Origin of the sequence: Streptomyces sp. NPDC051315 (assembly GCF_044455165.1) — a bacterium.
GTDB lineage: Bacteria > Actinomycetota > Actinomycetes > Streptomycetales > Streptomycetaceae > Streptomyces.
This window is the reverse complement of record NZ_JBITEN010000004.1, coordinates 1-26,396: the sequence shown is the minus strand read 5'-3', so window position 1 is coordinate 26,396 and position 26,396 is coordinate 1. Positions and strand designations below refer to the sequence as shown.

The following is a 26,396-nucleotide window of genomic DNA, read 5'->3' as shown; positions in this document are numbered from 1 at the left end:
CGGGTCAGTGGTGTCCTTCCTCGGGGGTGGAGTCGTTGTCGGCGGGCGCGGACCCGGGTGGGTTCTCCCCCCGTTCGGGGCCGGGCCGGCGTTTCGCGGGTTCGCTCTTCACGGGGTCGGGCGTCGGCGACGTGATCGTCCGGGTCGTGTCCTCACCGCCGCCCCCGCCCACGGCGCTCTCCACGGCGGTCCCGTCGGCCGCATGCCCCGGCCGGCGTTTCGCGGGCTCCCTCTTCACCGGTGCGGGCGTCGGCGACGTGATCGTCCGGGACGTGTCCTCACCGCCGCCCCCGCCCACGGCGCTCTCCACGGCGGTCCCGTCGGGCTCGGGCGCGGACCCCGCCGTCTGCCGCTGCCGCTCCCGTCCGCCCGGCACCCGCGCCAGCTCCGGCGACGCCGTGTCCAGCGGCACCGACCAGGAGCGGACGAGGCCCAACTGCACGGCCTGGCGGGGCAGTACGGCGTCCAGCAGCCAGTCGGCGGCGACCCGGACGCGGTTGCCGGGCATGGCGGCGAGGTGGTAGCCGCGGGTGACCGCGCCGGCCGGCAGCCCGGAGAGCGGCACGCCGAGCGGGTTGGCGGCGGCCTTGACCCCGCCGAGGTCCACGACGAAGCCCAGGTCCTTGTGCCGGTAGGGCCGCGGTGTGCCCCCGGTCAGCGAGGCCACGATGTTCTGCGCGGCGACCTTGCCCTGCCGCCAGGCGTGCTGCGCGGTCATCGGCGTGTACTGGCCGGGCTTGTCCAGGTCCGGTACGGCGGCCGCGTCACCGCAGGCGAACACCTCCGGCCGGCCCGGCACCTGGAGTGTGGGCTCGACGAGGAGCCGGCCGCGTTCCAGGGGCAGTCCGAGGGACTCGGCGAGCGGATCGGGCCGTACGCCCACGCACCACACCAGGGTGCGGGTGTCGACGAACTCGCCGTCGGTCAGCAGGACTCCGTCGCGGGTGGCCTCCTTCACGGAGGTCCCCATGCGGACGTCGACGCCCCGCTCGCGCAGCACCTGGTCGGCGGTGCGGGAGAGCCGCTCGTCCAGCTCGGGCAGGACACGCTCGGCGACGTCCAGGAGCAGCCAGCGCGGCCGCATGCCCGTGCGCAGCGGGTGGGAACGCACCAGCGCGTCGGTGAACAGCTGCCCGTGCGCGGCGACTTCGGTGCCGGTGTAGCCGGCGCCGACCACCACGAAGGTGCAGCGCGCGGCGCACTCCTCGGCGTCGTCGGCGGTGCCGGCGAGCTCCACCTGGCGGGTGACGTGGTCGCGCAGGTAGAGCGCCTCGGGCAGGCCTCGGAAGCCGTGCGCGTGCTCGGCGACTCCGGGGATGGGCAGCAGCTTGTTGACGCTGCCGGCGGCGAGCACCAGCCGGTCGTAGGTCAGGGTGCCCGGTGTGTCCTCGGGGTCGGTGTAGTGGACGGTGCGTGCGTCGAGGTCGATACGGCCGGCCTCGCCGAGCACCAGCCGCACTCCCGGCAGGGTGCCGGAGAGAGAGACGGTGACCCGTCGGGGTTCGAGGATCCCGGCGGCCACCTGGGGCAGCAGGGGGAGGTAGAGGAAGTAGTCGGTCGGGTTCAGCAGGGTGATGTCGGCCCGGCCCCGGGCCGCCCGCGCCAGGGTGCGGGCCGTCCGGTACCCGGCGAAACCGGCTCCGACGATCACGATGCGGGGTCGACTCACGGTTCGCCTCCGGCGGTCTGTGCCGTACGGGCGTTTGCGCGTACGAGGGTTTCCGCGTCCCCCTGGCCAGGGCCGCCAAACGTGCGGCGGGGTGTGGGCGGGGGCACGCGGCCGCCGGTTTCCCGCCCTCGCGCCGGGTACCCGGACCGCGACCTACCCCCACCCGCGGCACACCAGCGGAGGTACCCCATGGCCGAGTACGGCTACTTCCTGTCCTGCGAGGAGTTCGGCCCCGCGGACCTTATCGAGCAGGCGCGAATGGCCGAACAGGCGGGATTCCAGGCGCTGTGGATCTCCGACCACTACCACCCGTGGAACGACGAGCAGGGCCAGAGCCCGTTCGTCTGGTCGGTGATCGGCGCGCTGTCCGAGGCCGTGTCGCTGCCCATCGAGACGGCGGTGACCTGCCCGACCGTCCGGATGCACCCGGCGGTGGTGGCGCAGGCCGCCGCGACGAGCGCGGTGATGACGAACGGCCGCTTCCGGCTCGGCGTCGGCTCGGGCGAGGCCCTCAACGAACACATCCTCGGCGACGCCTGGCCCCCCGCGCACGTGCGGCTGGAGATGCTGGAGGAGGCCATCCAGGTGATGCGCCGGCTCTTCACCGGCGAGGAGGTCAGCCACCACGGCACCCACTACACGGTGGAGAACGCCCGCCTCTACACGGTCCCCGAGGAGCCGGTGCCGATCGACATCTCCGGCTTCGGCCCCAAGGCGACGGCGCTCGCCTCCCGCGTCGGCGACGGCTACATCACGATGATGCCGGAGGAGTCGATGGTGGAGCAGTTCCGCAAGGGCGGCGGCGGCACGAAACTGGTCAGCGGCGGCACGAAGGTCTGTTACGGCCTCGACCGCGACGAGGCGGTCCGTACGGTCCACCGGCTGTGGTCGAACCAGCTGCTGCCCGGTGAGATGGGCCAGATCCTGCCCACGCCGAGCCACTTCGAGCAGCTGCAGCCGCTGGTCACCGAGGAGATGGTGAGCGAGAACACGGTGTGCGGCGACGACGTCGACGAGCACGTGGCGACGCTGAAGGCGTTCGCCGACGCCGGCTTCGACCGGGTCTACGTCAACCAGATCGGCCCGGACCAGCGAGGCTTCTTCGACTTCTACCGGACGAAGGTGCTGCCGCAGCTGCCGTGACACCGGCCGTCCCACACCGGCCGTGACGCCGGACCGCCCCGCCGTGGTCGCCGAAGGTGCGACGGGCGGGGCGGTCCCGGTGGTGAGTGGTGACGCGTGCGGCCGTGTCCGGCCGGTGTCGTGCCAGGTGCCGGTGTCTCAGGCGTGGGCCCGGCGGCGCAGTCCGGCCGTCACCGCCGCGCCGACGCCCGCGGCGAGCAGCCCGGCGCCCACCCGGCCCCGGTTGCGGGAGGCCCACTCCTGCGGGTCGCGGGCGACGGACTCCTCGTCGAAGCGTCCGTGCGCCCCGTGGTCGTGGCCGTGGGGACCGTCGGCGGGGCTCCACAGGTTGCCCGGACCACCGTTCCCGGCCGCCGTTTCCCCCTCTTCCTGCTGCGAGTCGAACGCGGTCCGCGCCAGGTAGCGGTCGAGGAGCCCGGGAGCCACGGCGTTGGCGATCAGTGTCGCCGCCGTCGACGCGCCCACCCAGTACTCCCGCCGCCGCGGGTGCCCGGCCGCGTGGACGACCGCCCGCGCGGCCACCTCCGGCTGGTACACGGGCGCCACCGGCCGGGGCCGCCCCGGCATCCGGTTCAGCACCCAGTCGAACTGGGGGGTGTTGACGGCGGGCAGCTGCACCATCGTCGTGCGCACCCGGCTGCCGGAGTGCAGCAGCTCGCACCGCAGGGACTCGTTGAACCCCTGGATGGCGTGCTTGGCCCCGCAGTACGCCGTCTGCAACGGCACCCCGCGGTAGGCGAGCGCGGAGCCGACCTGCACGATCGTGCCGCGGTCGCGCGGCAGCATGTGCCGCAGGGCGGCGCGGGTGCCGGACACGTAGCCCAGGTAGGTCACTTCCGTCACCCGGCGGAACTCGTCGGGGGTGATCTCCGTGAACGGCCCGAACACGCCGGTGAAGGCGTTGTTGACCCATACGTCGATCCGGCCGAAGGCGTCGGCGACCTTCTGCGCCGCGTCCTCGACCGCGTGGGCGTCGGCCATGTCGACGCTGACGACGAGCGCCTCACCGCCGGCGCGCTGTACGTCGTCCGCCGCCGCGGCGAGGCCCTCGCGTCCCCGGGCCAGGAGGGCGACCCGGTCGCCGCGCGCGGCGAAGGCACAGGCCGTGGCCCGGCCGACGCCGCCGCTGGCCCCGGTCACCACCACGGCCCGGCCCTTTCGGGCGGTCGGGTTCCCAGGCGTCCGCACCCCGCATCACGCCCGGTGGTGCGGGGTCTCGGGGTCGATGTCGTCGGGCCGCGGCGCCTCGCCCGCACCCCTCATGTCCGCGCCGGGCGCGGTGGAGGGCATCGGCGGGTACGGCATGCCGAGGCCGCCGGGCGGGCCGGCGGGCGGCGTGCCGCCGACGACCCGGCCGTGCCCGGCGGTCGGACCGGCCCCTTGGTGGGCCGGGTGCCGGTGCGGCCGGGCGGCACCGCGCAGCACGTACGCCAGGACGCCGAGGATCGCCGCCATGATCAGCGCGGCGGCCCAGTCGGGCAGCCCGATGTCGAGCGCCAGCCCCACGGCGAGCGCGACGGCGGCGCCCGCGTAGAGGGCGAGGGCGCCGGAGGCGGCGTACAGCATGGCCGTACGGCGCTGCTTGCGGGTCTGCTCGCGCAGCTCCTCACGGATCGTCTCGCGGGCCACCTGCGCCAGCTCGTCGACCAGATGCCTGTCCAGATGCTCCAGGTGATCCATGGGCTCCATGGCGGCCGGGTACCCGGCGTGACGGTCGGGTAACGCGGGCGGGCCGGGGGTACTCGTGGAGCCCGTCCACCGACGCACGAGGGAAGAGAAGAGGATGGACCGGCGAACCGACGCCGTGGAGCTGCTCACGGCGCAGCACACGCGGATCCGGGAGCTGTTCGACGAGGTGGTGCGGACCGGAGGCGACGAGCGCGGGCGCGCCTTCCACGACCTGGTCCGTCTGCTCACGGTGCACGAGACCGTCGAGGAGGAGGTCGTCCACCCCTTCGCGCGCGGCGCCGTCGAGGGCGGTGAGCGCGTCGTCGCGGACCGGGTCCTGGAGGAGGAGCGGGCCGGGCGGGCGCTGGCCCGTCTCGACGGCATGGATCCGGACGCGCCCGAGTTCCTCGACCTGGTCGCGGCCCTGCGCCAGGACGTGCTGGCGCACGCCGACAACGAGGAACGGTACGAGTTCGCGCACTTCGACCGGGTCGCCGACCGGGGCAGGCTGGAGGAGCTGGCCCGGGCCGTGCGGGCGGCGGAGGCCCTCGCGCCCACCCGGCCACACCCGGGCACGGACGCCGCCGCGCGGGACGTGGCGGCGGCCTCCGTCCCGACCGTGATCGACCGCACCCGGGAGGCCGTCCGCAAGGCCATGGGTTAGCGTCCGGGGCCGGGAAGGCGCCCCGGTCACCGACCGCGGCCAAGGAGCCACGGCCCGACGCCCCCGCCGATGCCGTCACCGGCCCCGGTCACCACCCGGGCCCGGCCCGGCCCCATCGCCCAACCGTGCACCGTGCGCCGCCCACGAGCCGGAGGCGCCGGCGCACGGCCCGCCGTACGCGAGTCCGAGCCGGAGACGCAAGGCACCCGGCCCGTCGTGGGCGAACCCCAGCCCGAGGCGCCAGGCACCCCGGCCCGTCATGGGGCGGGCGGCCGGGGGCGAGGGGATCGGGTGAAGGGATCTTCCCTCTCCGTCCGCCCCAACTAGGCTCCTCCCATGGACATTCTGGGAGCCACACTGCGTGTCTGTGTCGACGATCTCGAAGCCGCCGTCCCCTTCTACGAGCGGTTGGCCGACGCCCCGGCGCTGCGGTTCGGCCGCGGCGGTGTGCAGGTGGCGGCGGTCGGCTGCTTCCTGCTGATGAGCGGGCCGGAGAGCGAGCTGGAGGTGCTGCGCAAGGTCGCGGCGACGATCGCCGTCACGGACGTCGACGAGGCCCACAAGACGCTCACCGAGCTGGGCGCGGACGTGATCGCGGGCCCGGTGCCGACGCCGGTGGGCCGCAACCTGATCGCCCGGCACCCGGACGGTTCGGTGTACGAGTACGTCGACCGCCGTCAGGGGTGATGCGGGTGCCGGTCAGGCCCGGCCGAGCGCGGCGACGACGATGTCGGCGAGGAGGGCGCCCGCCGTGCCCTCCGGGTCCAGATCGGGGTCGTAGATGGTGACGTTGAGGCCGGCGCAGCGCGGGGAGGCGAGCAACGGGCTCAGCAGCGCCACGAGTTCGTCGGGGAGCAGGCCGTCGGGGTCGGGGCTGTCGACGGCGGGCATGACGGTGGGGTCGAGCACGTCGGCGTCGAAGTGCACCCAGAAGCCGTCGAGTTCGGGGATCGCGAAGGCCTGGGCGGTGGCGTCGGCGAGCGCCTCAGGTCCCCGCGCCCGCAGCTCGCCGACGGTGACGACGGGCATCCTCAGGGCGAGGAGTTCGGCGCAGTCGTCCGCGAAGTAGTCGCGGATGCCGAAGAACCGCACGTCCTCGTCGCGCAGGTAGGGCCGCAGCCCCTCGAGGTCGGTGAGGTCCTCCTGTCCGCGCCCGGTGGCGAGCGCGATCTCCTCGCCGCCCGCCGCGCCGACCCGGTCGGAGTTGCCGGGGTGCCGGAAGTCGGGCGAGGCGTCGACGGCGGCCAGACCGTACCGGCCGACGCGGCGCAGGGCGAGCGAGGCGCCGAGCCCGATCGAGCAGTCCCCGCCGAGGACGACGGGGAAGTCGCCGGCGCGGACGTGCCGCTCGATCCGGTCGGCGAGCTTGCGGGTGTACGAGGCGAGGGCGGCCGCGTTGAAGACGCCGTCGCCCTCCCGCCAGTCTCCCCGGTCGTAGCGCGGCGGAACGACGACCCCGCCCTCCCGCGCGTCCAGCCGCCGCAGGATCCGCTGCTCGCGCAGGGCGCCGGCGAGCTTGTGGCAGCCGGGCACGGTCCCCGGGGCCGGCGGACGCAGGCCCAGGTTGGAGGGGGCGTCGAGCAGGACGAGATTCCGCATGCGGGGCATCCTCGCCGACGTACGCCCGGCCGTCCAACGGGTTGCGTCAGCCGGCAGCGCGGGACGTCCGCATCTCGACGGTGAGCGCCCAGCGCTCGTGGTCCCGCCAGTCCCCGTCGATGTAGATCATCTTCGGGGAGAAGCCCTCCAGGCGGAACCCGCAGGCGCGGGCCAGCGCGATCGAGGCGGCGTTGCGCGGCTGCACGTTGATCTCCAGCCGGTGCAGCCGCATCGGCCCGAAGGCGTGCCCCACGACCAGGTCGAGCCCCTCCCGCATCAGCCCGCGTCCGGCCGCGTGCGCGAAGGCGCCGTAGCCCAGCGCACCGCACTGGAAGCCGCCCTCGACGATGTTGTTGATGTTGATGAACCCGGCGATGGCGTCGTCGTCCAGGGTGCACACGAGGAAGCCGGCTTTCGTCGGGTCCTCGATGAGCCGGCCCGCGTACGCGGTGTACGCCTGGGCGGTGGCCGGCGGGAACAGCCACGGGTGGTGCAGGTCCTTGCTCTCGCGGACCCGCGCGGTGAACTCGGCCCCGTCCGCGTAGGTGAAGTGGCGTATGCCCACCCGGGGGCCCTCGGCGAGGTAGCGTGATGCGTTGTGCGGCACCGCTTCAGCCTACGACCCGCTCGGCGGCGCCGTGTCCGGGAGCGGGCGGCGCGGGCGCCTCGGCGAGGCACCGCCGGCGACGGCCGCCCCGCCTGCGGAGCCGTGTCTCAGGCGAGGGCGGGCACATCGAGGGTGAGGGTGCCCGCGTCGGCGTCGAGTTCCGCGCTCACCCCGAAGGGCACGGTCAACGCGCCGTCGCAGTGCCCGAAGCCGAGTTCCTCGACCACGGGCACACCGAGCCCGCCGAGCCGGTCGGCGAAGACCGGGCGCAGTTCCTCGTAGGGACCGCACCGGTCCCAGAAGCCGAGCGCGATCCCCGCGACGCCGTCGAGCCAGCCGGTGCGCAGGAGCTGGGTGAGCGCACGGTCGACGCGGTAGGGCTGCTCCCCCACGTCCTCCAGCAGGAGCAGCCCCCCGCGGACGCCGGGGTGGGTGTGCGGGGTGCCGCGGCCGGTGGCGAGCAGGGCGAGGCAGCCGCCGAGGGTGACGCCCCGCGCCCGGCCCGGGGCGAGGGCGGTGCCGGAGGAGGTGAGGGTGCGGACCGTCTCCGGGGCGAACAGGGTGGCCTTCAGGTGCTCCTGGGCACGGGCGTTCTTGATGAGGTCGACGCCGGCGGCGACGGGCCCGTACAGCGTGACCAGGCCCAGGCGGACGGCGAACGCCTCGTGGAGCGTGGTGCTGTCGCTGAAGCCGACGAACACCTTCGGGCCGGCCGCCCGCATCGCCTCCCAGTCGAGCAGGTCGACCATGCGCTGGGCGCCGTAGCCGCCCCGCGCGCACAGCACCGCGTCGACGTCCGGGTCGCACCAGGCGCGCTGGAGGTCGGCGGCCCGGTCCGCGTCGGTGCCCGCGAGATGGCCCAGCCCGGCGTGGCGGTCCAGCACATGGGGGGCGACCACCGGGTCGAGGTCCCAGCCGCGCAGGACGTCGAGGCCGGCCTGGAGCCGTTCCTCCACGACGGGTCCGCTGGGCGCGACGACCGCGACGCGGGCGCCGGGGGCGAGCCGGGCGGGACGCGCGAGGTCGTTCACGTCACGAGCTCCAGGGTCGGGATGCCGGGCGGGCGGAGCCCGAACGCCTGAGCGTACAGGGAGAGCTCGGCCTCCAGGGCACGCACCATCGTCTCCGCCCGCCGGAAGCCGTGCCCCTCCCCCTCGAAGGCCAGGTAGGCGTGCGGCACCCGGCGTCCCACGACGCGGGACAGCAGGCGTTCGGCCTGGGCGGGCGGGCAGATCACGTCGTCCAGCCCCTGGAGCAGCAGGAACGGCACGGTGATCCGGTCGGCGTGCTCGACGGGTGAGCGGTCGGCGTAGCGGGCGGGTACCTCGGCGAGCGGTCCGACGAGGGTGTCGAGGTAGCGCGACTCGAAGTCGTGGGTGCCGCCCGCCGCCCAGGCCGCCGGGTCGAGGACGGGGTAGACGATCGTGCCGCAGGCGTAGACGTCGGTGGTGGCGAGGGAGACGGCGGCGGTCCAGCCGCCCGCGCTGGCGCCGCGGACGGCGAGCCGCCGGCGGTCGGCGGTGCCCTCGTCCGCGACGGCCAGGGCGACGGCCGCGCAGTCCTCGACGTCGACCACACCCCACTGCTCGCGCAGCCGGTCGCGGTACGCGCGTCCGTATCCGGTCGACCCGCCGTAGTCGACCTCGACGACCCCGATGCCGCGGGAGGTGAGGTAGGCGATCTCCAGGTCCAGCACGAGCGGCGCCCGGTCGGTGGGCCCGCCGTGCGCCCGGACGACGTACGGCGGCAGCTCGGCGCCCGGGGCGACGCAGCCGGGGTTGTGGGGCGGGTAGACGTGCGCGTGGACCTCCCGGCCGTCGGGGCCGGTGAAGGTGCGGGTCTGCGGTTCGGGGTAGTACGCCGGGTCCACGGTGTCGTCGTGCGCGGCGCCGATCACGCGGGCCCGGCCGGTCCGCGTGTCCAGCTCCACCACCTCGTGGGCGCTGCGCGGGCTCGCGCCGACGGCGACCACGCGTTCGCCGTGCACGGCGAGGGTGGGCGCGAACTCGGTCCACGGGCCGGCCACGTCGACGACCTCGCCGGTCTCCGGGTCGAGGACGCCGAGGGCGGCGGCGCCCCGGCCGTGCACGACGGCGACGAGGCCGTCCTCCAGCGGGGCGAACCAGCGCAGGCCCGGCTTCCACAGGGGTCCGGCGAACTCCTCCTCGCGCGGGCAGACGGGCTCGTGGTCGCGGTACAGGTTCCACCAGCCCGTACGGTCGCCCGTGTACAGCAGACAGCCGTCCGTCGACCAGTCGGCCTGGGCCACCGACTCCCGCGGCCCACCGGCCACGACGCGGCCCGTGCCGAGTGTCCCGTCCGCCGCGACCTCGGCGACGACGACCTCCGTGCCGTCCCAGGGCATGCGCGGACGGTCCCAGGCCAGCCAGGCGGCCCGCCGCCCGTCCGGCGAGAGGCGCGCCCCGGTGACGAACCGCCGCCGGTCGTCGGTGAGCTCGCGGACGGCCTGCCGGTCGTCCGCGGCCGTCCCGTCCAGCGGTACGGCGGCGAGCACGCGGCGCACGTCGGTGGGCCCGTCTCCGGTGAACTCCTCCAGCACGCACCACACCTCGCCCCGCCCGAGCAGCACCTGCGGTTCCGCCCAGCGCAGTCCGCCGCCCACCGCCGAGACGGGGGTCAGCGGCCGGGGTTCGCCGCCGGGCTCGTACGCGTACAGCCGCTGGTCGGCGTGGTGCGCGAACACCACCAGGGGCCGGCCGTCGCGCAGCACGCCGGCCCAGGGCTGCCCGCCGTACTCGAGGACCCGGCTGCGTACGTTCCACGGCGCGGGCAGGACGGACTCCTCCCGCCCGTCCTCGCGCCGCCGTACGAGGGTGCGCCGGCCGTCCTCGGCGGGCCGGGGCGCCGTCCACCACACCTCGTCGCCGACGAAGCCGACGTACTCGGGCCGCCCGTCGTGCGCGGCGGCGAGGCGCGCGTCGAGGGGCGACGGCCAGGAACCGTACGGCAGGATCTGCATGTTCTTCCCCGTTCGCCTAGGCCGTCCGCAGGAAGCGGTCGAGGACCCGGACACCGAAGTGGAGGGCGTCGACGGGGACACGTTCGTCGACGCCGTGGAAGAGGGCCTGGTAGTCGAAGCCCTCGGGCAGCCTCAGCGGAGCGAAGCCGTAGCCGGTGATGCCGAGCCGGGAGAACTGCTTGGCGTCCGTGCCGCCGGACATGCAGTACGGCACCACGTGCCCCTCGGGCGCGAACTCCTCGACGGCGGCCCGCATCCTGGCGAACGTGGGCGAGTCCACCGGCGCCTGGAGGGCGACTTCGCGGTGCTCGTACTCCCAGTCCACCTCGGGGCCGGTGAGTTCGTCGAGGGTGGCGCGGAACTCGTCCTCCGTGCCCGGCAGATACCGCCCGTCGACATACGCGACGGCCTCCCCCGGAATTACGTTGATCTTGTAACCGGCGTCCAGCATGGTCGGGTTGGCGCTGTTGCGGACGGTCGCCTCGACCAGCTTCGCGGCCGGGCCGAGCTTCTCCAGCAGGCCGTCGACGTCGTCGAGGCCGCCGTCGAGGCCGTGGAGCGCGGCGAGTTCGGTGAGCGCGGCCCGCACCGTCGGCGTCAGCCGCAGCGGCCACCGGTGCTCGCCGATCCGCGTGATGGCGGCGGCGAGACGGGTCACCGCGTTCTCCCGGTTGACCTTGGACCCGTGCCCGGCCCGCCCCCGCGCGGTGAGCCGGACCCAGGCGGTGCCCCGTTCCCCCGCCGCGACGGGATAGATCCGGCGTCCGCCCCCGTCGTGGAAGGTGTACGCCCCGGACTCGCCGATGGCCTCGGTGCACCCCTCGAACAGGGCGGCGTGCCGGTCGGCGAGGAAGCCGGAGCCGTCCTCGGCGGTGCTCTCCTCGTCCGCGGTGAAGGCGAGGACGAGGTCGCGCCGGGGCCGGACGCCGTGGCGTGCCCAGGCCCGGACGACGGCGAGGACCATCGCGTCCATGTTCTTCATGTCGACCGCGCCGCGCCCCCACACGACGCCGTCGCGCACCTCCCCGGAGAAGGGGTGGACGCTCCAGTCGGCGGCCTCGGCGGGCACGACGTCGAGATGGCCGTGGACGAGCAGCGCGTCCGCGGCCGGGTCGGTGCCCTCGACGCGGGCGACGACGTTGGTACGCCCCGGGGTGCGCTCCAGGAGCGCCGGCTCGGCACCCGCCTCCGCGAGCAGTTCGGCCACGTACTCGGCGGCGGGCCGCTCCCGGCAGTCCCCGCCGCCCCGGTTGGTGGTGTCGATCCGGATGAGGTCGGAGGTGAACCGCACCACCTCGTCCCTCGCCTGCGCGTCAGCCATACTGCTCCTCCACCGCGGCCGACACCACCGTCGTGACCGCCTTGAACGTGCGGATGCCCTCGTACATGGTGCCGCTGGTGCAGGCGATCCTGCGCTCCCCGATCCGCGCCACACCGGGCACGACCGTCGCGGCCATCGCCAGGTGCTCGGCGTCGAACTCCACCGAGACGGTGAACGGACCGTCCGACACGGGTTCCTGCCGCACCGCCAGTGCCGCCGCCTCGGCCGCCGCGGCCCGGATGTCGGCGGCGGTGCGGGCCGGTGTCCGGCAGACGGCCGCGTACCGCGACACATGGTCCTTGACCGCCACCTTCAACGCCTCGGGCGCGTACCCGAGCGCGTCCTCGCAGGCCACGTCGTCCCCGGTGACGAGGACCACCGGCACCCCGTACTCGGCGGCGACCCGCGCGTTGAGCAGTCCCTCGCTCGCCCGCACGTCGTTCAGCCACACCCCGGTGATGGAGTTGGCGAGGTAGGTGTGGGCGAGGACGCCCTCCATGCCGGCGCCGGCGTGGTAGCCGACGAAGGCGACGCCGTCGACGTCGCCGTACTGGACGCCCTCCACCATGGACAGCGCCTTGTGCCGCCCGGTGAGCATCTGCGCCCGCTCGTCGAGTCGTTCGAGGAGCAGGTTGCGCATCGTCCAGTGGGCCTCGTTGACGAGAACCTCGTCGGCGCCGCCGCGGAAGAAGCCGACGACGGCCGCGTTGACGTCGGAGGTGAACAGGGTGCGGCACCGCTCCCACTCCGGCGTCCCCGGCAGCACGTCGGCCGGCCAGGTGACACCGGTGGCACCTTCCATGTCAGCGCTGATCAGGATCTTCATGGGCCGTCACGTTACGCCCCGGCGGAGCGGCCGGCCACGAAGACGAGGAGGTCGGCGCACTTGCGGTCGGTAACCGCCCGTTCCACGGCGGAAGCGGCACCCGGTCCCGGGGGCACCCGTACCCCGCCCTTCTCCCGAAGACCGTTCCCTGCTCCGATGTCCCCGCGGAAACCTCCGCGCGAACGCCGCGAGGCGGCCGCCGGTGCCCCGTGGCCGTCGGCTTGACGGTCCACCCGGCTCCGAGGAGGACAAAAGGCGGCCGAGGACCCGGCCATGACGGCTCCCAGCACGGTGACGACGACGTGGGCGGTGGACCTCTCGGCAACTCCTCATGAGGGTCCGGGGCCCGGAGCCCAGGGGCTTCCTCCACCCCCTGACACCGCGGGCCGCCCGCGTGTGACGGGAAGGGAGCCGCTTGCCGACGCGACCGCGCTCAGATCTCCCGACCGGCCAGGAACCACCTCGACGGCAGCTCGATCCGGGTGCCCTCGGGCAGGAACTCGGTCGTGGTGAGCGGGAGGTCACCGGAGGCGAGGACGGTGAGTCCGGCGGCGCCCAGGTACACCGGCACCGCGTCGTCGGCGACCTCACCGGGGGCGATGCCGTGCCGGAAGACCGGCGCGAGCTTCGGGGGCGGACCGTCGGAGCCCTGCACCAGAGTGCCGAGGACCGGGCGGGCGGCCTCCGACAGCTCGACGAGGAAGGCCCGGCCCCGGTCGCCGAGCAGCGCGGCGATCCCGTCCACCAGCGGCTGCCGGTCGCCGGGCTCGCACTGGTGCAGGACGCCCCTCATGTAGACGTTGGCGTCACCGAGTTCGGCGTGCAACGCCTCGGCCTCACCCTTCTCCGCCGCGTCCAGCTGCCGGTACGTCGCCTGCCCGGCGGGGTCGGCACGGCGGGCGTGGTCGAGGGCCGCGGCGGCCAGGTCGGTGCCGATGACGTGCGGGAAGCGGTCGGCGAGGAAACGGGTCTGGGTGCCGTTGCCGCAGCCGAGGTCGATCAACGGCAGTCCGGCGTCGACGAGGCGGGGCTCGAAGAAGGCGAGGTGGCGGGCGGCGGTCACCGCGGGGTCCGCGTCCCAGAACACCGCGCCTGGCTCCTCGGGGGCCTCCCGCCAGAAACCCTCCCAGGCCTCCCGGTACCGACTCGTCACGCTCATGCCCAACTCCCCAGGGTGCGACGCCGATCCGCCGTAAGTGACGGGCCCGTACGGTGTATCGCTCCCCGATGGTACGGACAAGCGCGGCACGCGTTCCTTCACGCCGCGTTCGAGAGACGCCCGCCGGCGCGCGCCCTGCTCAGCGCCTCGGCGGCGTCAGTTCGCACCAGACGCACTTGCCGCGGCCCGTACGGCTGGTGCCCCACTCGCGGGCCAGCGCGCTCACCACGCGCAGTCCGCGTCCGAACTCGTCACCGGGACCGGCGTCCAGCAGGGTCGGCAGTTCGTGGTCGTCGTCGTCCACCTCGCACAGCAGGGTGTCGCCGCGGACCAGGCGCACGGTGACGGGCCGGCTGTGTGAGTGCCGTACGGCGTTGGTGACCAGTTCACCGACCATCAGCTCGGCCGGGTGCACGAGCCGGGGCAGCCCCCATGCGTGGAGCTGTTCGCGGACCACCGCGCGGGCCCGGCCGACCTGGAGCGGGTCGAGGGGGAAGGTCCACTCGGCGACGTCGTCGGGGGCGATGCCGTTGAGGCGGGCCATCAGCAGGGCCACGTCGTCCTTGCGGTTCCCGCGGCCGGCTGCGGAGAAGGTCACGGCGAGCGCGCGGACGATGCTGTCGCAGGCGTCGTCCATGGAGGCGGCCGGGTGGGCGGCGGACTCGCACAGGGTGGCGAGGCCCACACCGATGTCCGCGCCGCGCACCTCGACGAGGCCGTCGGTGCACATCACCAGCCGGTCGCCGGGCTCCACGGGCACCCGTACCGCCTCGAAGGGCACCCCGCCGACGCCGATCGGCGCGCCCGTGGGCAGGTCGAGCAGTTCGCTGCGGCCGTCGCCGGCGCGGACCAGCACGGGTGGGATGTGGCCCGCGTTGGCGAGGTGGAGGTCACCCGCGATCGGGTCGTAGACGGCGTACAGGCAGGTGGCGAGGTAGGTGTCGCCGAGGCGCTGGGCGAGGTCGTCGAGGTTGCGCAGGAGCTGCGCGGGCGGCAGGTCGAGGGCGGCCATGGTCTGCACGGCGGTGCGCAACTGGCCCATCATCGCGGCCGAGTTCAGTCCGTGACCCATCACGTCACCGACGACGAGGGCGGTACGGGCGCCGGGCAGCTTGACGGAGTCGAACCAGTCGCCGCCGACGCGCCCCAGCAGAGTGCCCGGCAGGTAGCGGGTGGCGATGTCGCAGCCCGCCATGCGCGGCGGGATCCGCGGCAGCATGCTGCTCTGGAGCGTCTCGGCGACGGACTCCTGGTAGGTGTACATGCGCGCGTTGTCGAGTACGAGGCCCGCGCGGGCGGCGAGTTCGGCGCCGGTGACCCGGTCCATGTCGTTGAACTCGGCGCGCTCGGGGTGGCGCAGCAGGACCATGAAGCCGAGGACGACGTTGCGGGCCTTGAGCGGGACGACGAGCATGGAGCGGCCCGTGATCAGGGGCCGGATGTCGCGCTTCTCGAACTGCGAGGCGATGGCGTGGCCCGCCCGTTCGCTGATGCGCGGCACGAGGACCGGTTCGCCCGTGGTCATGCACTGGAAGAACGGGGTGTGCGCCGGGAAGGGCATGGCCTCGCCGACGGGGATCACGTCGTCCCAGCGGCCGGGTTCGTCGGTGTGCTCGACGGCGACCCGGTGCCACATGGTCGTGGTGTCGGGCACGCCCTCGGGGAATCCCTCGCCGGCGACGACCTGTTCGCGCAGGTAGGTGCCGGCCACGTCGGTGAAGCGGGGGACGACGGCCCGGCTGACCTCGACGATGGTGCGGGAGAGGTCGAGGGAGGTGCCGATCTTTCCGCTGACCTCGTTGAGGAACTCGAGGCGCTCACGGACGGCCACGTGTTCGAGGTCCTCGCCCTCGTCGTCGGGGTCCTCCGCCGGGGGCGGGCCCTCGGCGGAGGCGCGGGCGGCCCGTTCGCGGCGGGCTCGGCGCGCGGTGCGCCGGGCGACGCCCCAGTCGGGGGTGACGGGAACCCGGTCGTTCTGGCTGAACTCCAGTACGGGGTAGCCGAGTTCGAGGACCTGGGCGACGATGCGGGCGCTCTCGCCGACGCTCATGCTGGGCAGGATCTCGGGCAGCTTGCGGGCGAGTTCCTCGGCGCCGGGGAAGTCGGTGTGCAGCGCGAAACCGGGCACGATGCGCTCGACCGTCGCACGGTCCCGCTCCTCGTGCCGGTGCAGGCCCTCCGCGTCGGCGGCCAGCACCAGCAGCCGCTCAGGGCCCGGACCGACGAGCGGGTACGCCCACCACAGCACGTCGGCCCGGTTCCTCTCCCACCCCGCGGGCGGGGGGACCGCCCCCTCGCTGCGGCCTGGCACGGTCAGCCGGGCCCGTCCGGCGGCCGGGTGACCGAGCCCGCCGTCGCGGGAGTTGCCCGGACCGGGTCCGAGGCCGTAGGGCGCGTACCCCTCGTACGGGAGGTCCTCGTCCACCTCGGGGAGGGCGCCGGAGACGGGGAGCAGGTCGATCGCGGCCTGGCCGATCGCCGCGTCCCTGGGGACGCCGAAGATCCTGCGGGCGCCGGTGCTCCAGTGCGAGACGAGGCCGTCGCGATCGACCACGACCACGGCGAGCGGGACACGCCCGGTGTCGGCGGGCCCGGTCGCCGTGCCGCCGCCGACCGAGCGGCTGGGGGATGCGTCCCTGTCGGTGCCACGGTCCATGGCCCAGGCCCTTTCTCCCCGGAGCTACACAAGATCTGTTCCGCAGCCACCACCGTACGGCGCACGCCGGTCGTGATGGGCGGCAATACCTGAATTGGTTTCAGCTCCGCGTGCGCGGGTGGCACCCGCCCCGGTTCCGGCCCCTCTCCATGGCCGAGCCGCAGGTCACGCTCGGTGCGGGCGCCGCCCGCGAGGTGCGGCACGGTGGCGGCCCGGACAGGCCGACCGGGCGCTCCCCGACGGTGACGGAGAGGGCCAGCGGCCGGTGCGCCCGCGGCGGCGGCGACCAGGACGCACGCACCGGTACCCGGTGTGGCCGGCGTGTACCGCCCGTCCCCGCCGCTCGCGCCCCGTCCGGTCTGCCGTCCGACGACGTCGACGAGGGTGAGCGCGGCGCGGGGCACGGCGGCCCCGTCGGGGCGGCGCACCGTGCCACGGACGGGGACGGTTACGGGGGCGGGTACGGCGACGGAAGGCGGGTACGGCGATCGGGCCTGCCCGATCCCGCACGGGAAGACGCCCTTGTGGCCGAGGAGGTCGCCGGGCCTGCCGTGGGCGGGGAGCGCGGTCGTCGCGGTGAGGAGGTGGGTGCTCGTGAAGGACATCCGGTCCAGGCCGTGCGGCTCGCCGGCGATCGTCGGCAGGGCGGTGGCGACGGTCGTCTGCTCCGGCGCCGCGAGCAGGAGGCCGCGGAACACCAGCCGCACCCGGCGCGGGCCGGGTCCGGCGGCCGGGGGCGGCTCGGGGGCCGGGGAAAGCGTCGCCGCCGAGGGGCAGCGGGTTCTCGGCTTGTCCAGCGGCGGGCGGGCCGGGGGAAGCGGGGGCGGTGCCGCCGGGGTGCTCCGCGGCCCGCCGGGGTGCTCCGCGGCCCGCCGGGCCGTCCGCCCCGCACCGGAGTGGTCCCGGCCCGGAGTGGTCCCGGCCGGCTGCCGCTCCCCTCGCCGCATCCGCCGCACGATTCCCGCGTGCAGCGGCGACCAGGGCGCGGACGCGACGGGTCACGGCGCCGGCCGGCCCGGAGGGAGAACCACCCGAACCGGTGCGGAGCGGCAAGGATCAGGGGGCGCCGGTCCTTCGACCCGGGTGGGTCACTTCTCGACCTCGGTGGCGAGCTTGGCGAGGATCTCGTCGTAGATGCGGCCGAGGCCCTTGGGGGCGAAGGTCTTCTCGAAGAAGCCGCCGATGCCGCCGGCGCCGGTCCAGGTGGTGGTGACGACGACCCGGGACCTGCCCTCGCCGGCCGGGGTGACGCGCCAGACGGTGACCATGGAGGAGTTGCGGTCCTTCTCGACGAGCTCGCCGTCGGTGGGCTCGGTGACCTCCAGGAGGCAGTCGCGGACGCGCTTGCTGGTGGCCTGGAGCTTCCAGTGGACGAGGGTGCCCTCGCCGTCGCCGCCCTCGCGCACCTCGTACTCGCTGAAGTGCTCGGGCAGCAGCCTCGCGCGCGTGCCGCTGTAGTCGGCGAGCGTGTCGAACACCTTCTCCGGGTCCGCCGCGACGACCCGCTCGGTGGTGGCTTCGACCTGCGCCATGGGGTTCCTCCAGGTCCGTGTTGCTCGGGGTTCCTCGGGTTCGGGCCAAGCCAACCACCCCGGTCCCCGGCCGCCCAAATCGGGGTTCGCAAGCGGTCGCCGCCCGATCGAAAAGAACCGCCGCGCGACCGTCGCACGATCATGGGAACACATGTTCTATTGTGGGCCCAGCGCTACCGACGGGCGGCGGCGGCACGGCACAGGAGGCGTCATGCGCTGGGAGAACCTCTCGGTGGAGTCCCGTCACGACCGGGCGGCGGACCCCGCCCTGTTCGGCGCGGACACGGTCACCACCCGCACCTTCGACACGCCCGAGTTCCGCGGGATCACCTTCCACGAGGTGCGGGCCCGCTCGATCCTCAACCGGGTGCCGGGCGCCTCCCGCATGCCGTTCGAGTGGACCGTCAACCCCTACCGGGGCTGCACGCACGCGTGCGTGTACTGCTTCGCCCGCAGGACGCACGGCTACCTGGACCTGGACACCGGGATCGGCTTCGACACCCAGATCGTCGTCAAGGTGAACGCGCCGGAGCTGCTGCGCCGCCAGCTGGCCTCGCCCCGCTGGCACGGCGAGCACATCGCGATGGGCACCAACGTCGACTGCTACCAGCGCGCGGAGGGCCGCTACCGGCTGATGCCGGGCATCCTGGCCGCCCTGCGCGACCACGCGAACCCCTTCTCGATCCTGACGAAGGGCACCCTGATCCTGCGCGACCTCGACCTGTTGAGGCAGGCCGCCGAGGTGACGGACGTCGGCGTCTCGGTGTCGGTCGGCTTCACCGACACCGAGCTGTGGCGCACCGTGGAACCGGGCACGCCGGCCCCCGAGCGCCGCCTGGACGTCGTACGGACCCTCGGCGAGCACGGCCTGGGCTGCGGAGTACTCATGGCGCCGGTGATCCCCTTCCTCGGCGACCGGCCGGCCCAACTGCGCGACACCGTGCGGGCGGTCGCGGCGGCCGGGGCCACCTCCGTCACGCCGCTGGTGCTCCATCTGCGGCCCGGCGCCCGCGAGTGGTTCATGGCGTGGCTCGGACAGCACCACCCGCACCTGGTGCGCCGCTACGAGCGGCTGTACGCGGACGGCGCCTACGCGCCGAAGTGGTACCAGCGCCGGATCACCCGTCAGGTCCACGACCTGGCCGAGGAGTACGGGATCGGCCCCACGCGCGCGGGGATGCCGCGCAGGATCCGGCCGCCCGAGCCGGCGGAGGAGCCCGCCGAGACCGGGCCGACCCAACTCACGCTGATCTGAGCGCGTTCGAGGGCATCCCGCGACCCAATCGGGTCAAGTCTGGCGATAACGGGTTCTTCCTGGCTGTCTTTCCGGGACGATGCGCCGAGGGCCGTGACCCACGCGGTCCGTCGACCTCCGTCCTGGGAGGACTCCATGAACAAACGCGCAGCCGTGCTGTGCGGTGCCGCCGTCGTCGTGGCCGGGACGCTCACCGCCGTGCCCGCCGACGCGAGCCCGTCGCACACCGCGGAGGCCGCCCGAGCGGCGAAGCTCACGTGGAAGAAGTGCGCCACCAAGGACCACCCGACGCTGGAGTGCGCGTCCCTGAAGGTGCCGCTGGACCACGACGACCCCGGCGGGAAGCAGATCACGCTCGCGCTGTCCCGGGTCCCGCACACCGCGAAGACGTACCAGGGGCCGCTGCTGGTCAACCCCGGCGGGCCCGGCGGCAGCGGGCTGACGCTCGCCGGGTTCGTCGCCTCGGCGCTGCCGAGGGCGGTGGCGGCCCAGTACGACGTCATCGGCTTCGACCCGCGCGGGGTGGGCAGGAGCACGCCGGCGCTGGACTGCGGGCCGGGCCACTTCGCCCCGGCGCGCCCCGACCCGGTGCCGTCCACCGCGGCCGTCGAACGGGCCAACCTCCAGCGCGCCCGGTCCTTCGCGGCCGCCTGCGGCAGGAAGTACGCGAGCGTGCTGCCGCACATCAACACCCTCAGCGCCGTACGCGACATGGACGCGATCCGGCGGGCCGTCGGCGCGCGGAAACTCAACTACCTCGGCTACTCCTACGGCACCTACCTGGGCGCGGTCTACGGCAAGCTCTACCCGCAGCGGGTGCGGCGCCTGGTCCTCGACTCGATCGTCGACCCCACCGGCGTGTGGTACGAGGACAACCTCGCGCAGGACTACGCCTTCAACGACCGCCACCGGGCCCTGATGGCGTGGATCGCCCAGCACGACGCCACGTACAGGCTCGGCACCGACCCCGAGAAGATCGAGGCGAAGTGGTACGCGATGCGGGCGGCGCTGGCGCGGAAGCCCGCGGGCGGCACGGTGGGCGCGGCGGAGCTGGAGGACACCTTCCTGCCGGGCGCCTACTACAACGGCTACTGGCCCCACCTCGCCGAGGCGTTCGCCGCGTACGTCAACGACAACAAGACCGGCCCGCTGGTGAAGGCGTACGAGAACTTCGCCGCCGTCGACGCCTCCGGGGACAACGGCTACAGCGTCTACACGTCGGTGCAGTGCCGTGACGCCTCCTGGCCGCGCGACTGGGACCAGTGGCGCTCGGACAACTGGGCGGTGTACGCGAAGGCGCCGTTCATGGCCTGGAACAACGCCTGGTACAACGCGCCGTGCGCGTTCTGGCCGACCCCCGCGCAGGGTCCGGTGAACGTCGCCAACGGCAAACTGCCGCCGGTCCTGTTGTTCCAGGCGACGGGCGACGCGGCCACCCCGTACGAGGGCGGCGCGACGGTCCACGCCCTGCTGCGCGGTTCGAGCCTCGTCGTCGAGGAGGGCGGCGGGAACCACGGCATCACGCTGAGCGGGAACACCTGCCTGGACAAGCACCTGGCAGCGTACCTGACCGACGGCACGGTGCCGCGCGGCACCGGCGGGGTCGACGCGGTGTGCCCCGCGCTGCCCGACCCTCAGCCGCTGGACGCGAAGTCGGCCTCGGAGACGACCCACGGCCCGAACCTGCACGGGCTGCTCGGCTTCCGCGGCTGAGCCCGGCGCCGTCCGGCGACCCCGTCGGGGGCGCTGTCAGTCCCGTGGTCCACCATGGACGCATGAGCGAGCTGACCAGGATCCCCGCCCCCGACGGTGTCGCCGCGGCCACCCAGTACACCCATGTCGTCCTGGGCACGGGCCGTTTCGTGGCCGTCTCCGGCCAGCTCCCCCTCGACGAGGACGGCAGGCCGGTCGGCGCGGGCGATCCCGGGGCCCAGGCCCGCCAGGTCTTCGAGAACCTGCGGCGCTGCCTCGCCGCCGCGGGGGCGACCTTCGACGACGTCGTCAAACTCACCTACTTCGTCACGGACATGGCCCACATGCCGGCCATCCGCGCGGCCCGCGCCGCGCACATACCCGACGACCGCCTTCCGGCCTCCTCGGCCGTCCAGGTCGCCGCGCTGGTGCGGCCGGAGTTCCTGATGGAGATCGAGGCGTTCGCGGTGGTGGCCGAGTGACCGCCTCCCCGGCCTCCCCCGCGGCCGCGCTCGTCCGGGAGATGACGCTCGCCGACTGCGACCGCGTCGCGGAGATCCGCGTCCGCGGCTGGCAGACCGCCTACCGGGGCCTGATGCCGCAGTCCCACCTCGACGCCCTCAGCGTGACCGAGGACGTGGAGCGGCGCCGCGCCGGCCTGCTCGGCGGTGACGGCAGCGTGGTGAACCTCGTCGCGGAGCGGGCCGGCGCGGTGGTGGGCTGGGCCGCCCACGGCCCCTACCGCGAGGGCGAAGACCGCACGGAGGACGCCGAGTTGTACGCGCTCTACGTCGACCCCGCCCACGTCGGCACCGGCGCCGGACGGGCGCTCCTCACGGAGGCGGTGCGGCGTACGGCGTTCCGCGGCCATCGGCGCGTGTACCTGTGGGTCCTCGAGGAGAACGTCCGCGCCCGCCGCTTCTACGAGCGGGCCGGCTTCCACGCCGACGGCGCGAAGGAGCCCTTCGACGTGGAGGGGACCGCCGTGCCGGAGGTGCGGTACGTACGGCACCTGACGGCCTGACGGTCACCGCGCGGGGAGGCGGGCCCGCGCGCCCCGGTCCGCCGGCGGGGCGGATCCTCCAGGGGCGGGCGGCGCCGCGTCGGGGCGCGGTGCCACCGCACGGGCGCGACCGGCCCGCCGCGGCCCGCATCCACCCCCGCGCGTACCGCCGCCCACGTCACCGCCGCCCACATCACCGCTGCCGGGGGATCCGCGCCAGCGCCCGGACGGCCGCCTCCGCGAGGGCCGGGTGGGCGAGGGCCTCGTTCAGGACGGGGCGGGCACGGCCGTCGCCGAGGGTGCCGAGGCCGTCGACGCAGGCGAGGGCCACCCGCCGGTAGGGGTCGTGCGGGCGCAGCCGTCGCTGCAGAGTCGTGATGAGCGCGGGCACGGACTCGGGTGCGCGCAGCTCCACCAGGAGCCGCACCGGGTGCAGGGCGTAGGCGACGCGCAGTTCGTTGGTGGCGAGGGCGGCCGCGGCGCGGGCGGTGCGCGGGTCGCCGAGGCGGGCCAGGGCGTAGGCGGCGGACGCGCAGCGCGGCGGGTCGCGGTGGTTGAGGAGCAGGACGAGCGACTCGAAGGCGCGCCGGTCCCCGGTGATCCCGAGCCGGAACGCGGCCAGTTCCCGGGCCCACAGCGGGCGTCCCGACTCGGTGAGCACGCCCGCCAGTTCGTCGCGGTCGGTGGTGTCCGCCAGCCGCTCGTACTCCGGCGTGCCGCCCGACTCCCGCCGTAAGCGCTCCGTGAGCGCTCGCCACTCTTCGTCCATGATGCCGAGCGTAAGGCAGGTGGTGGGGCCGCAGGGCGCGCGCAGGCGCACGGAAGCACGGTCGGCGCACCGGACCTCCTCCGGCGAGCGCCGGCGGTTTGCGCACGCCCCACCCCGCGCGGCCGTCGTGGGAGGCCTCCCATCCGCTCCCGTCCGGAGCAGTGACGTGCAGCAATGGCGTGCGGCACAAACACGACACGCCACCGCGGGAAACAACTCTGGTCACACCAGGACACGTTCGGCGCCTTTTCGAACTCAGATCATTCGCTGGTGCGAATTCGCGAGGCGGAAAGGTACCGCCTCGCGCGTCAGTACTATGTCGCCCTCAACAGCGGCGACGGCGCCGCAACGCCCTGCGGGGCGGTGCCGTTGACGCACCCCTGGATGTCCGCGGCCGTGGGCGGCGGCCTGCCCGAGAACGATCAAAGAGCGTTGCTACTGATAAGTAATGAGCCGTCAGACGGGCCCTGGAACCGACAGGAAAGGGTCGTCGACCACTCCCCCGATGATGTGACCCGTCGATGCGGAGCGGATGCGCTCCTGCACCGAGGCGCCGGCGCGCGCCACCGTTTGTCCGAAGGGCCCTGAGCTATGAGTCCTACCCGACCCCTCGATCCGTCCCGCCGGGGGGAACTGATGCGCGGTCTGTTCCACAAGGTGCGGTTCGACACGTTCGAGGCCTACGACGACCCCCGCTGCAACGTCACGGCCTTCACCCTGGAGTCCTTCACCAGGATCCTGCCCGTCCTGCCGGCCGACGTCCGCGAGGAGGAGGCCTACGAGCGGCTGATGGACGAGACCATGCGCCTCGCGGCCGGGCACCGGAAGGACTTCGAGAGCCGTACGGGCCTGTCCGAGGTGCACATCGTGCCCCTCGTGTCCCTGTACGGCTTCCGACTCCTCGAGGTCGACGACGAGTTCCGGCCGTGGCTGGTCGAGGTCGACGCCCTGCCGCGGACGGAGCGAGCGGTCTACCGGCTCATCGCCTCCCTGGGCTGGAGCAACGCCAGGACCGCCGAGGTACTGGGCTTCTCCGAGGGATGGACCAGCAAGCTCATGAGCCGGGCCCGCGGCACCCTGACGACCGCCGGCGTCTCCGTGGAGGAGCTCCAGACGGACTTCTTCGACGTAGAGATCGAAAGAAGGAAGGAGAAGGAATGATCCGTCCGACGTCGGATCGCCGCACGGCGCGTCTGGTCGACCATGCCGCACCGCCCACTCCCGGGGAGTGGCTGGAGAACGACGCGCGGTACTTCGCGGACGTGGAGGCCGAGATCCAGCGCAGGGCCGAGGGGGGCGAGCCCGAGGAGGCCCCGTGGGCGTCACCGCTGTACTTCGACGCCGCCACCCACGACGGCTCCCTCGCGCGACGCGCCCTGCTCTCCCTGCGCCATCTGCCCCACGAAGCGGTCACCCGCGTGTGCTTCCTGTCCGAGGCGCTCCGCGGGAAGTGCGGCCGCCCCAAAAGCGGCCCGGGGGCACACCCCCTCGTGGACGTCGCGGCGGCGGGTGAGCAGCCCGCCCACCACGCCCGGCCGCCCGCCCGAACACGCCGAAAGGAGGCCACGACCAGCCCGCCCGCCCGTGGCGGCCGGACCATCGTCGCGCCGCTGGACAGCGCCGAGGCGCTAGCCGGCTGACGCCCCGCACGAGCCGCCGCTCCTCCGGCCGTCACGTTCCGGAGCGGCGGCATCCGGCGCAGCACCCGACCCCCCGAGCAGAAAGCGCACGACGATGGCGACCCACGGCATCCCTCCGGAACAGAAGACCCCACCGCAGCCCCCGGCCCCGGGCGGGGCCGCCGCCGGACGCGACCACGCCGCCGCCCGACGGCTGCGCCGCCGCCTTCGCACCCTCAAGGCCACCATCTACGCACTGGTCGCCGGCTGCCTCTGCGCCATCGGCCTCGCCATCGGGCAGGTCTCCGACCGGCCCGTCCTGGCCGGCGTGTACGTAGGGCTGGCATCGGTCGGCGTGGCGGGCATCGGTGTCTGCGTCACCGTCTACCTGCACATCCGCCGCAAGGACGGCACCGACGACGGGATGTGAGACCGGAACCGCCCCCGGTCCCGGGGAGCTACGTCACAGTCACAGGGGCTGGCGCGCTCGTTACCCACCGGTTAAGCTCATACGAGCGAGTTACCCACTCGCGCCCCTGCTTGCGACGGCCTGGTGACGCAGCCGTCCAGGAGCAGTCGGTTCGGTACACCCTGTACCTGTACGACCCGGCCTCGGGACAGGGCCGGTCGGTCTCACCGTTCCTCGGACGTGTGCACGCCCGCAGCGACGGTCCCGGGCGTGTGCGCCAGTAGCCCGGCAACACCCGCACTCCTTTCCGCACCCGGTGCGTCCAGGCCTCCCCCCGGAGGTCCCTCGGCGCACCCGGGCGCATTCCCAGTCGTCACCCTCATTTCTGGAGTCCCGCGATGGCCACTCCCCTGTCCCCCGCCTCCCCGTCCCCGCTGCGGACGATCGCCGTCGTCGGCCTCGGCACCATGGGCACCGGCATCACCGAGGTCCTCGCCAAGGCCGGCCGCGACGTGATCGGCGTCGACATCAGCGAGGCCCAGGCGGCTCGGTCCGTCGCCGCGCTGGAGGCCTCCACCGCCCGTGCCGTGGGGCGCGGCCGGCTGACCGAGCAGGAGCGCGCGGACGCCCTCGCCCGGGTCCGCACCTCCACCGACCTGCGCGCGGCGGCCGACGCCGACCTCGTCATCGAGGTGGCGCCGGAGTCGTACGAGATCAAGCAGCAGATCTTCCGGGAGCTGGACGGGATCGTGCGGCCCGAGGCGATCCTGGCGACCGGGACCAACGCGCTGTCCGTCACCCGGCTCGCCGCCGACTCGGCGCACCCCGAGCGGGTGCTCGGGCTGCACTTCTTCAACCCGGCGCCGGCGATGAAGCTGGTGGAGGTCGTCTCCTCGGTGCTGACCGCGCCGGCCGCCGTCGCCGCCGTCACCGACCTCGCCCACGACCTGGGCAAGGAGCCCGTCGCGGTCGGCGACCGGCCCGGATTCGTCGCGGACGGGCTGCTGTTCGGCTACCTCAACCAGGCCGCCGCGATGTACGAGGCGCGGTACGCCTCCCGCGAGGACATCGACGCCGCGATGCGGCTGGGCTGCGGCCTGCCGATGGGCCCGCTGGCCCTGCTCGACCTGATCGGCATCGACACCGCGCGCACGGTCCTGGAGGCCATGTACGCCGCGTCCCACGACCGGCTGCACGCCCCCGCGCCGATCCTCAGGCAGCTCAGCGAGGCGGGCCTGACCGGCCGCAAGTCCGGCCGCGGCTTCTACACCTACGAGGCGCCGGGCAGCGCGACGGTCGTGCCGGACGCCCTGACGCCCGCCGCCGGGGGCACCGGGATCCCCGGCCGTACGGTGGGCTCGGTCGGGGTCGCCGGCTCCGGCACGATGGCCTCGGGCATCGCCGAGGTGTTCGCCAAGGCGGGCTACGACGTCGTCCTGGCCGCCCGCAGCGAGGAGAAGGCGCAGGCCGCGAAGGCCCGCATCGGCAAGTCGCTGTCCCGCTCCGTCGACAAGGGCCGGCTGACCGCCGAGGCAGCCGCGCAGACCCTGGACCGGATCACCCCGGCCGGCACCTACGACGCCTTCGCCGACGTCGATCTGGCGGTCGAGGCGGTGGCCGAGGACCTGGACGTCAAGCGGCAGCTGTTCGCGGCCCTGGACAAGGTGTGCAGGCCCGGCGCGGTGCTGGCCACCACCACCTCCTCGCTGCCGGGGGGGGCGCGGGGCCCCCCCCCCCCCCCCCCCCCCGACCTGATGCGGCTGCACGTATTAAAACCCGCGCCGGCGATTAATCTGGTGGAGGGGGTGCGTAAGGTCCAGACCGG

General features: G+C 74.2%; 24 protein-coding genes and 1 pseudogene. 11 read left to right on the top strand and 14 right to left on the bottom strand.

The genetic code is table 11. The features are described 5' to 3' along the window. Window positions 1-4 precede the first annotated feature (4 nt). Window positions 5-1,651, bottom strand: coding sequence for an FAD-dependent oxidoreductase (locus tag ACIBBD_RS09300; protein WP_399419089.1), 1,647 nt, complete (start codon window positions 1,649-1,651; stop codon window positions 5-7). Window positions 1,652-1,858: 207 nt separating this feature from the next. Here ACIBBD_RS09300 and ACIBBD_RS09295 point away from each other — a divergent pair, with 207 nt between their 5' ends. Further along, window positions 1,859-2,812: an LLM class F420-dependent oxidoreductase gene (locus ACIBBD_RS09295; protein WP_399418707.1), complete on the top strand. Its 954-nt coding sequence runs from the start codon at window positions 1,859-1,861 to the stop codon at window positions 2,810-2,812. A 138-nt stretch (window positions 2,813-2,950) separates the two neighbouring features. On the opposite strand, the gene ACIBBD_RS09290 is transcribed toward ACIBBD_RS09295, so the two are convergent. Further along, on the bottom strand, window positions 2,951-4,000 hold the full coding sequence (locus tag ACIBBD_RS09290) for an SDR family oxidoreductase (RefSeq protein WP_399418706.1): 1,050 nt from the start codon (window positions 3,998-4,000) through the stop codon (window positions 2,951-2,953). A gap of 6 nt (window positions 4,001-4,006) precedes the next feature. After that, window positions 4,007-4,501 (bottom strand): phage holin family protein, encoded by a 495-nt coding sequence (locus ACIBBD_RS09285; RefSeq protein WP_399418705.1) that lies wholly within the window; start codon window positions 4,499-4,501, stop codon window positions 4,007-4,009. Between the two features lie 94 nt (window positions 4,502-4,595). Here ACIBBD_RS09285 and ACIBBD_RS09280 point away from each other — a divergent pair, with 94 nt between their 5' ends. Together ACIBBD_RS09280 and ACIBBD_RS09275 are read left to right on the top strand one after the other, a co-directional pair. Continuing rightward, a complete protein-coding gene (locus tag ACIBBD_RS09280) occupies window positions 4,596-5,144 on the top strand; it encodes a hemerythrin domain-containing protein (protein ID WP_399418704.1) in 549 nt (182 codons plus the stop codon). 336 nt (window positions 5,145-5,480) lie between these two features. Continuing rightward, the gene (locus ACIBBD_RS09275; RefSeq protein ID WP_399418703.1) at window positions 5,481-5,831 is read left to right on the top strand and encodes a VOC family protein; all 351 of its coding nucleotides are present in this window, start codon (window positions 5,481-5,483) and stop codon (window positions 5,829-5,831) included. A gap of 12 nt (window positions 5,832-5,843) precedes the next feature. On the opposite strand, the gene ACIBBD_RS09270 is transcribed toward ACIBBD_RS09275, so the two are convergent. From ACIBBD_RS09270 to ACIBBD_RS09225, 10 genes and pseudogenes are all read right to left on the bottom strand, one after another. After that, complete coding sequence (locus ACIBBD_RS09270) at window positions 5,844-6,743, bottom strand: arginase family protein (protein WP_399418702.1); 900 nt, start codon at window positions 6,741-6,743, stop codon at window positions 5,844-5,846. Between the two features lie 46 nt (window positions 6,744-6,789). Then, on the bottom strand, window positions 6,790-7,350 hold the full coding sequence (locus ACIBBD_RS09265) for a GNAT family N-acetyltransferase (protein WP_399418701.1): 561 nt from the start codon (window positions 7,348-7,350) through the stop codon (window positions 6,790-6,792). A 107-nt stretch (window positions 7,351-7,457) separates the two neighbouring features. Further along, a complete protein-coding gene (locus tag ACIBBD_RS09260) occupies window positions 7,458-8,381 on the bottom strand; it encodes an LD-carboxypeptidase (RefSeq protein ID WP_399418700.1) in 924 nt (307 codons plus the stop codon). After that, on the bottom strand, window positions 8,378-10,330 hold the full coding sequence (locus tag ACIBBD_RS09255; RefSeq protein ID WP_399418699.1) for a prolyl oligopeptidase family serine peptidase: 1,953 nt from the start codon (window positions 10,328-10,330) through the stop codon (window positions 8,378-8,380). The genes ACIBBD_RS09260 and ACIBBD_RS09255 overlap by 4 nt, the downstream gene beginning before the upstream one ends. A gap of 16 nt (window positions 10,331-10,346) precedes the next feature. Then, window positions 10,347-11,651: a M20/M25/M40 family metallo-hydrolase gene (locus tag ACIBBD_RS09250; protein ID WP_399418698.1), complete on the bottom strand. Its 1,305-nt coding sequence runs from the start codon at window positions 11,649-11,651 to the stop codon at window positions 10,347-10,349. Further along, window positions 11,644-12,477 carry a M55 family metallopeptidase gene (locus tag ACIBBD_RS09245; RefSeq protein ID WP_399418697.1) on the bottom strand — a complete coding sequence of 278 codons (834 nt, stop codon included), beginning with the start codon at window positions 12,475-12,477 and terminating at the stop codon, window positions 11,644-11,646. Before ACIBBD_RS09245 ends, ACIBBD_RS09250 begins: the two co-directional genes overlap by 8 nt. 433 nt (window positions 12,478-12,910) lie before the next feature. Continuing rightward, complete coding sequence (locus ACIBBD_RS09240; protein ID WP_399418696.1) at window positions 12,911-13,636, bottom strand: class I SAM-dependent methyltransferase; 726 nt, start codon at window positions 13,634-13,636, stop codon at window positions 12,911-12,913. 139 nt (window positions 13,637-13,775) lie between these two features. Next, window positions 13,776-16,292, bottom strand: a complete 2,517-nt coding sequence (locus tag ACIBBD_RS09235) for a SpoIIE family protein phosphatase (protein ID WP_399418695.1) — start codon at window positions 16,290-16,292, stop codon at window positions 13,776-13,778. 217 nt (window positions 16,293-16,509) lie between these two features. Then, a pseudogene (locus tag ACIBBD_RS09230) lies at window positions 16,510-16,786 on the bottom strand (carboxypeptidase-like regulatory domain-containing protein); the annotation flags it as partial. 594 nt (window positions 16,787-17,380) lie between these two features. Next, window positions 17,381-17,824, bottom strand: coding sequence for an SRPBCC family protein (locus ACIBBD_RS09225; protein ID WP_399418694.1), 444 nt, complete (start codon window positions 17,822-17,824; stop codon window positions 17,381-17,383). Window positions 17,825-18,035: 211 nt separating this feature from the next. Between ACIBBD_RS09225 and ACIBBD_RS09220 the strand changes: the two genes are divergently transcribed. The 4 genes from ACIBBD_RS09220 (at window position 18,036) to ACIBBD_RS09205 (ending at window position 21,795) form a co-directional block, all read left to right on the top strand. Then, on the top strand, window positions 18,036-19,079 hold the full coding sequence (locus ACIBBD_RS09220; protein WP_399418693.1) for an Rv2578c family radical SAM protein: 1,044 nt from the start codon (window positions 18,036-18,038) through the stop codon (window positions 19,077-19,079). Between the two features lie 135 nt (window positions 19,080-19,214). Then, a complete protein-coding gene (locus tag ACIBBD_RS09215) occupies window positions 19,215-20,792 on the top strand; it encodes an alpha/beta hydrolase (protein WP_399418692.1) in 1,578 nt (525 codons plus the stop codon). Window positions 20,793-20,854: 62 nt separating this feature from the next. Further along, a complete protein-coding gene (locus ACIBBD_RS09210; RefSeq protein WP_399418691.1) occupies window positions 20,855-21,253 on the top strand; it encodes a RidA family protein in 399 nt (132 codons plus the stop codon). 41 nt (window positions 21,254-21,294) lie between these two features. Continuing rightward, window positions 21,295-21,795, top strand: a complete 501-nt coding sequence (locus tag ACIBBD_RS09205; RefSeq protein WP_399419088.1) for a GNAT family N-acetyltransferase — start codon at window positions 21,295-21,297, stop codon at window positions 21,793-21,795. 172 nt (window positions 21,796-21,967) lie between these two features. On the opposite strand, the gene ACIBBD_RS09200 is transcribed toward ACIBBD_RS09205, so the two are convergent. Continuing rightward, window positions 21,968-22,543 carry an adenylosuccinate lyase gene (locus tag ACIBBD_RS09200; RefSeq protein WP_399418690.1) on the bottom strand — a complete coding sequence of 192 codons (576 nt, stop codon included), beginning with the start codon at window positions 22,541-22,543 and terminating at the stop codon, window positions 21,968-21,970. 591 nt (window positions 22,544-23,134) lie between these two features. Between ACIBBD_RS09200 and ACIBBD_RS09195 the strand changes: the two genes are divergently transcribed. From ACIBBD_RS09195 to ACIBBD_RS09180, 4 genes are all read left to right on the top strand, one after another. After that, window positions 23,135-23,704, top strand: a complete 570-nt coding sequence (locus ACIBBD_RS09195) for a hypothetical protein (RefSeq protein ID WP_399418689.1) — start codon at window positions 23,135-23,137, stop codon at window positions 23,702-23,704. Further along, a complete protein-coding gene (locus ACIBBD_RS09190) occupies window positions 23,701-24,183 on the top strand; it encodes a hypothetical protein (protein ID WP_399418688.1) in 483 nt (160 codons plus the stop codon). The genes ACIBBD_RS09195 and ACIBBD_RS09190 overlap by 4 nt, the downstream gene beginning before the upstream one ends. 94 nt (window positions 24,184-24,277) lie before the next feature. Then, window positions 24,278-24,592: a hypothetical protein gene (locus tag ACIBBD_RS09185; RefSeq protein ID WP_399418687.1), complete on the top strand. Its 315-nt coding sequence runs from the start codon at window positions 24,278-24,280 to the stop codon at window positions 24,590-24,592. A 377-nt stretch (window positions 24,593-24,969) separates the two neighbouring features. After that, on the top strand, window positions 24,970-26,396 hold a 1,427-nt coding region (locus tag ACIBBD_RS09180; RefSeq protein WP_399418686.1), incomplete at its 3' end, for a 3-hydroxyacyl-CoA dehydrogenase family protein.

Bases quoted from the DNA above. Each gene is read 5' to 3' on its own strand.
- ACIBBD_RS09295 (WP_399418707.1), top strand. From the start codon at position 1,859: ATGGCCGAGTACGGCTACTTCCTGTCCTGCGAGGAGTTCGGCCCCGCG.
- ACIBBD_RS09285 (WP_399418705.1), bottom strand. From the start codon at position 4,501: ATGGAGCCCATGGATCACCTGGAGCATCTGGACAGGCATCTGGTCGAC.
- ACIBBD_RS09280 (WP_399418704.1), top strand. From the start codon at position 4,596: ATGGACCGGCGAACCGACGCCGTGGAGCTGCTCACGGCGCAGCACACG.
- ACIBBD_RS09275 (WP_399418703.1), top strand. From the start codon at position 5,481: ATGGACATTCTGGGAGCCACACTGCGTGTCTGTGTCGACGATCTCGAA.
- ACIBBD_RS09270 (WP_399418702.1), bottom strand. From the start codon at position 6,743: ATGCGGAATCTCGTCCTGCTCGACGCCCCCTCCAACCTGGGCCTGCGT.
- ACIBBD_RS09255 (WP_399418699.1), bottom strand. From the start codon at position 10,330: ATGCAGATCCTGCCGTACGGTTCCTGGCCGTCGCCCCTCGACGCGCGC.
- ACIBBD_RS09250 (WP_399418698.1), bottom strand. From the start codon at position 11,651: ATGGCTGACGCGCAGGCGAGGGACGAGGTGGTGCGGTTCACCTCCGAC.
- ACIBBD_RS09245 (WP_399418697.1), bottom strand. From the start codon at position 12,477: ATGAAGATCCTGATCAGCGCTGACATGGAAGGTGCCACCGGTGTCACC.
- ACIBBD_RS09240 (WP_399418696.1), bottom strand. From the start codon at position 13,636: ATGAGCGTGACGAGTCGGTACCGGGAGGCCTGGGAGGGTTTCTGGCGG.
- ACIBBD_RS09235 (WP_399418695.1), bottom strand. From the start codon at position 16,292: ATGGACCGTGGCACCGACAGGGACGCATCCCCCAGCCGCTCGGTCGGC.
- ACIBBD_RS09225 (WP_399418694.1), bottom strand. From the start codon at position 17,824: ATGGCGCAGGTCGAAGCCACCACCGAGCGGGTCGTCGCGGCGGACCCG.
- ACIBBD_RS09220 (WP_399418693.1), top strand. From the start codon at position 18,036: ATGCGCTGGGAGAACCTCTCGGTGGAGTCCCGTCACGACCGGGCGGCG.
- ACIBBD_RS09215 (WP_399418692.1), top strand. From the start codon at position 19,215: ATGAACAAACGCGCAGCCGTGCTGTGCGGTGCCGCCGTCGTCGTGGCC.
- ACIBBD_RS09210 (WP_399418691.1), top strand. From the start codon at position 20,855: ATGAGCGAGCTGACCAGGATCCCCGCCCCCGACGGTGTCGCCGCGGCC.
- ACIBBD_RS09205 (WP_399419088.1), top strand. From the start codon at position 21,295: ATGACGCTCGCCGACTGCGACCGCGTCGCGGAGATCCGCGTCCGCGGC.
- ACIBBD_RS09200 (WP_399418690.1), bottom strand. From the start codon at position 22,543: ATGGACGAAGAGTGGCGAGCGCTCACGGAGCGCTTACGGCGGGAGTCG.
- ACIBBD_RS09195 (WP_399418689.1), top strand. From the start codon at position 23,135: ATGAGTCCTACCCGACCCCTCGATCCGTCCCGCCGGGGGGAACTGATG.
- ACIBBD_RS09190 (WP_399418688.1), top strand. From the start codon at position 23,701: ATGATCCGTCCGACGTCGGATCGCCGCACGGCGCGTCTGGTCGACCAT.
- ACIBBD_RS09185 (WP_399418687.1), top strand. From the start codon at position 24,278: ATGGCGACCCACGGCATCCCTCCGGAACAGAAGACCCCACCGCAGCCC.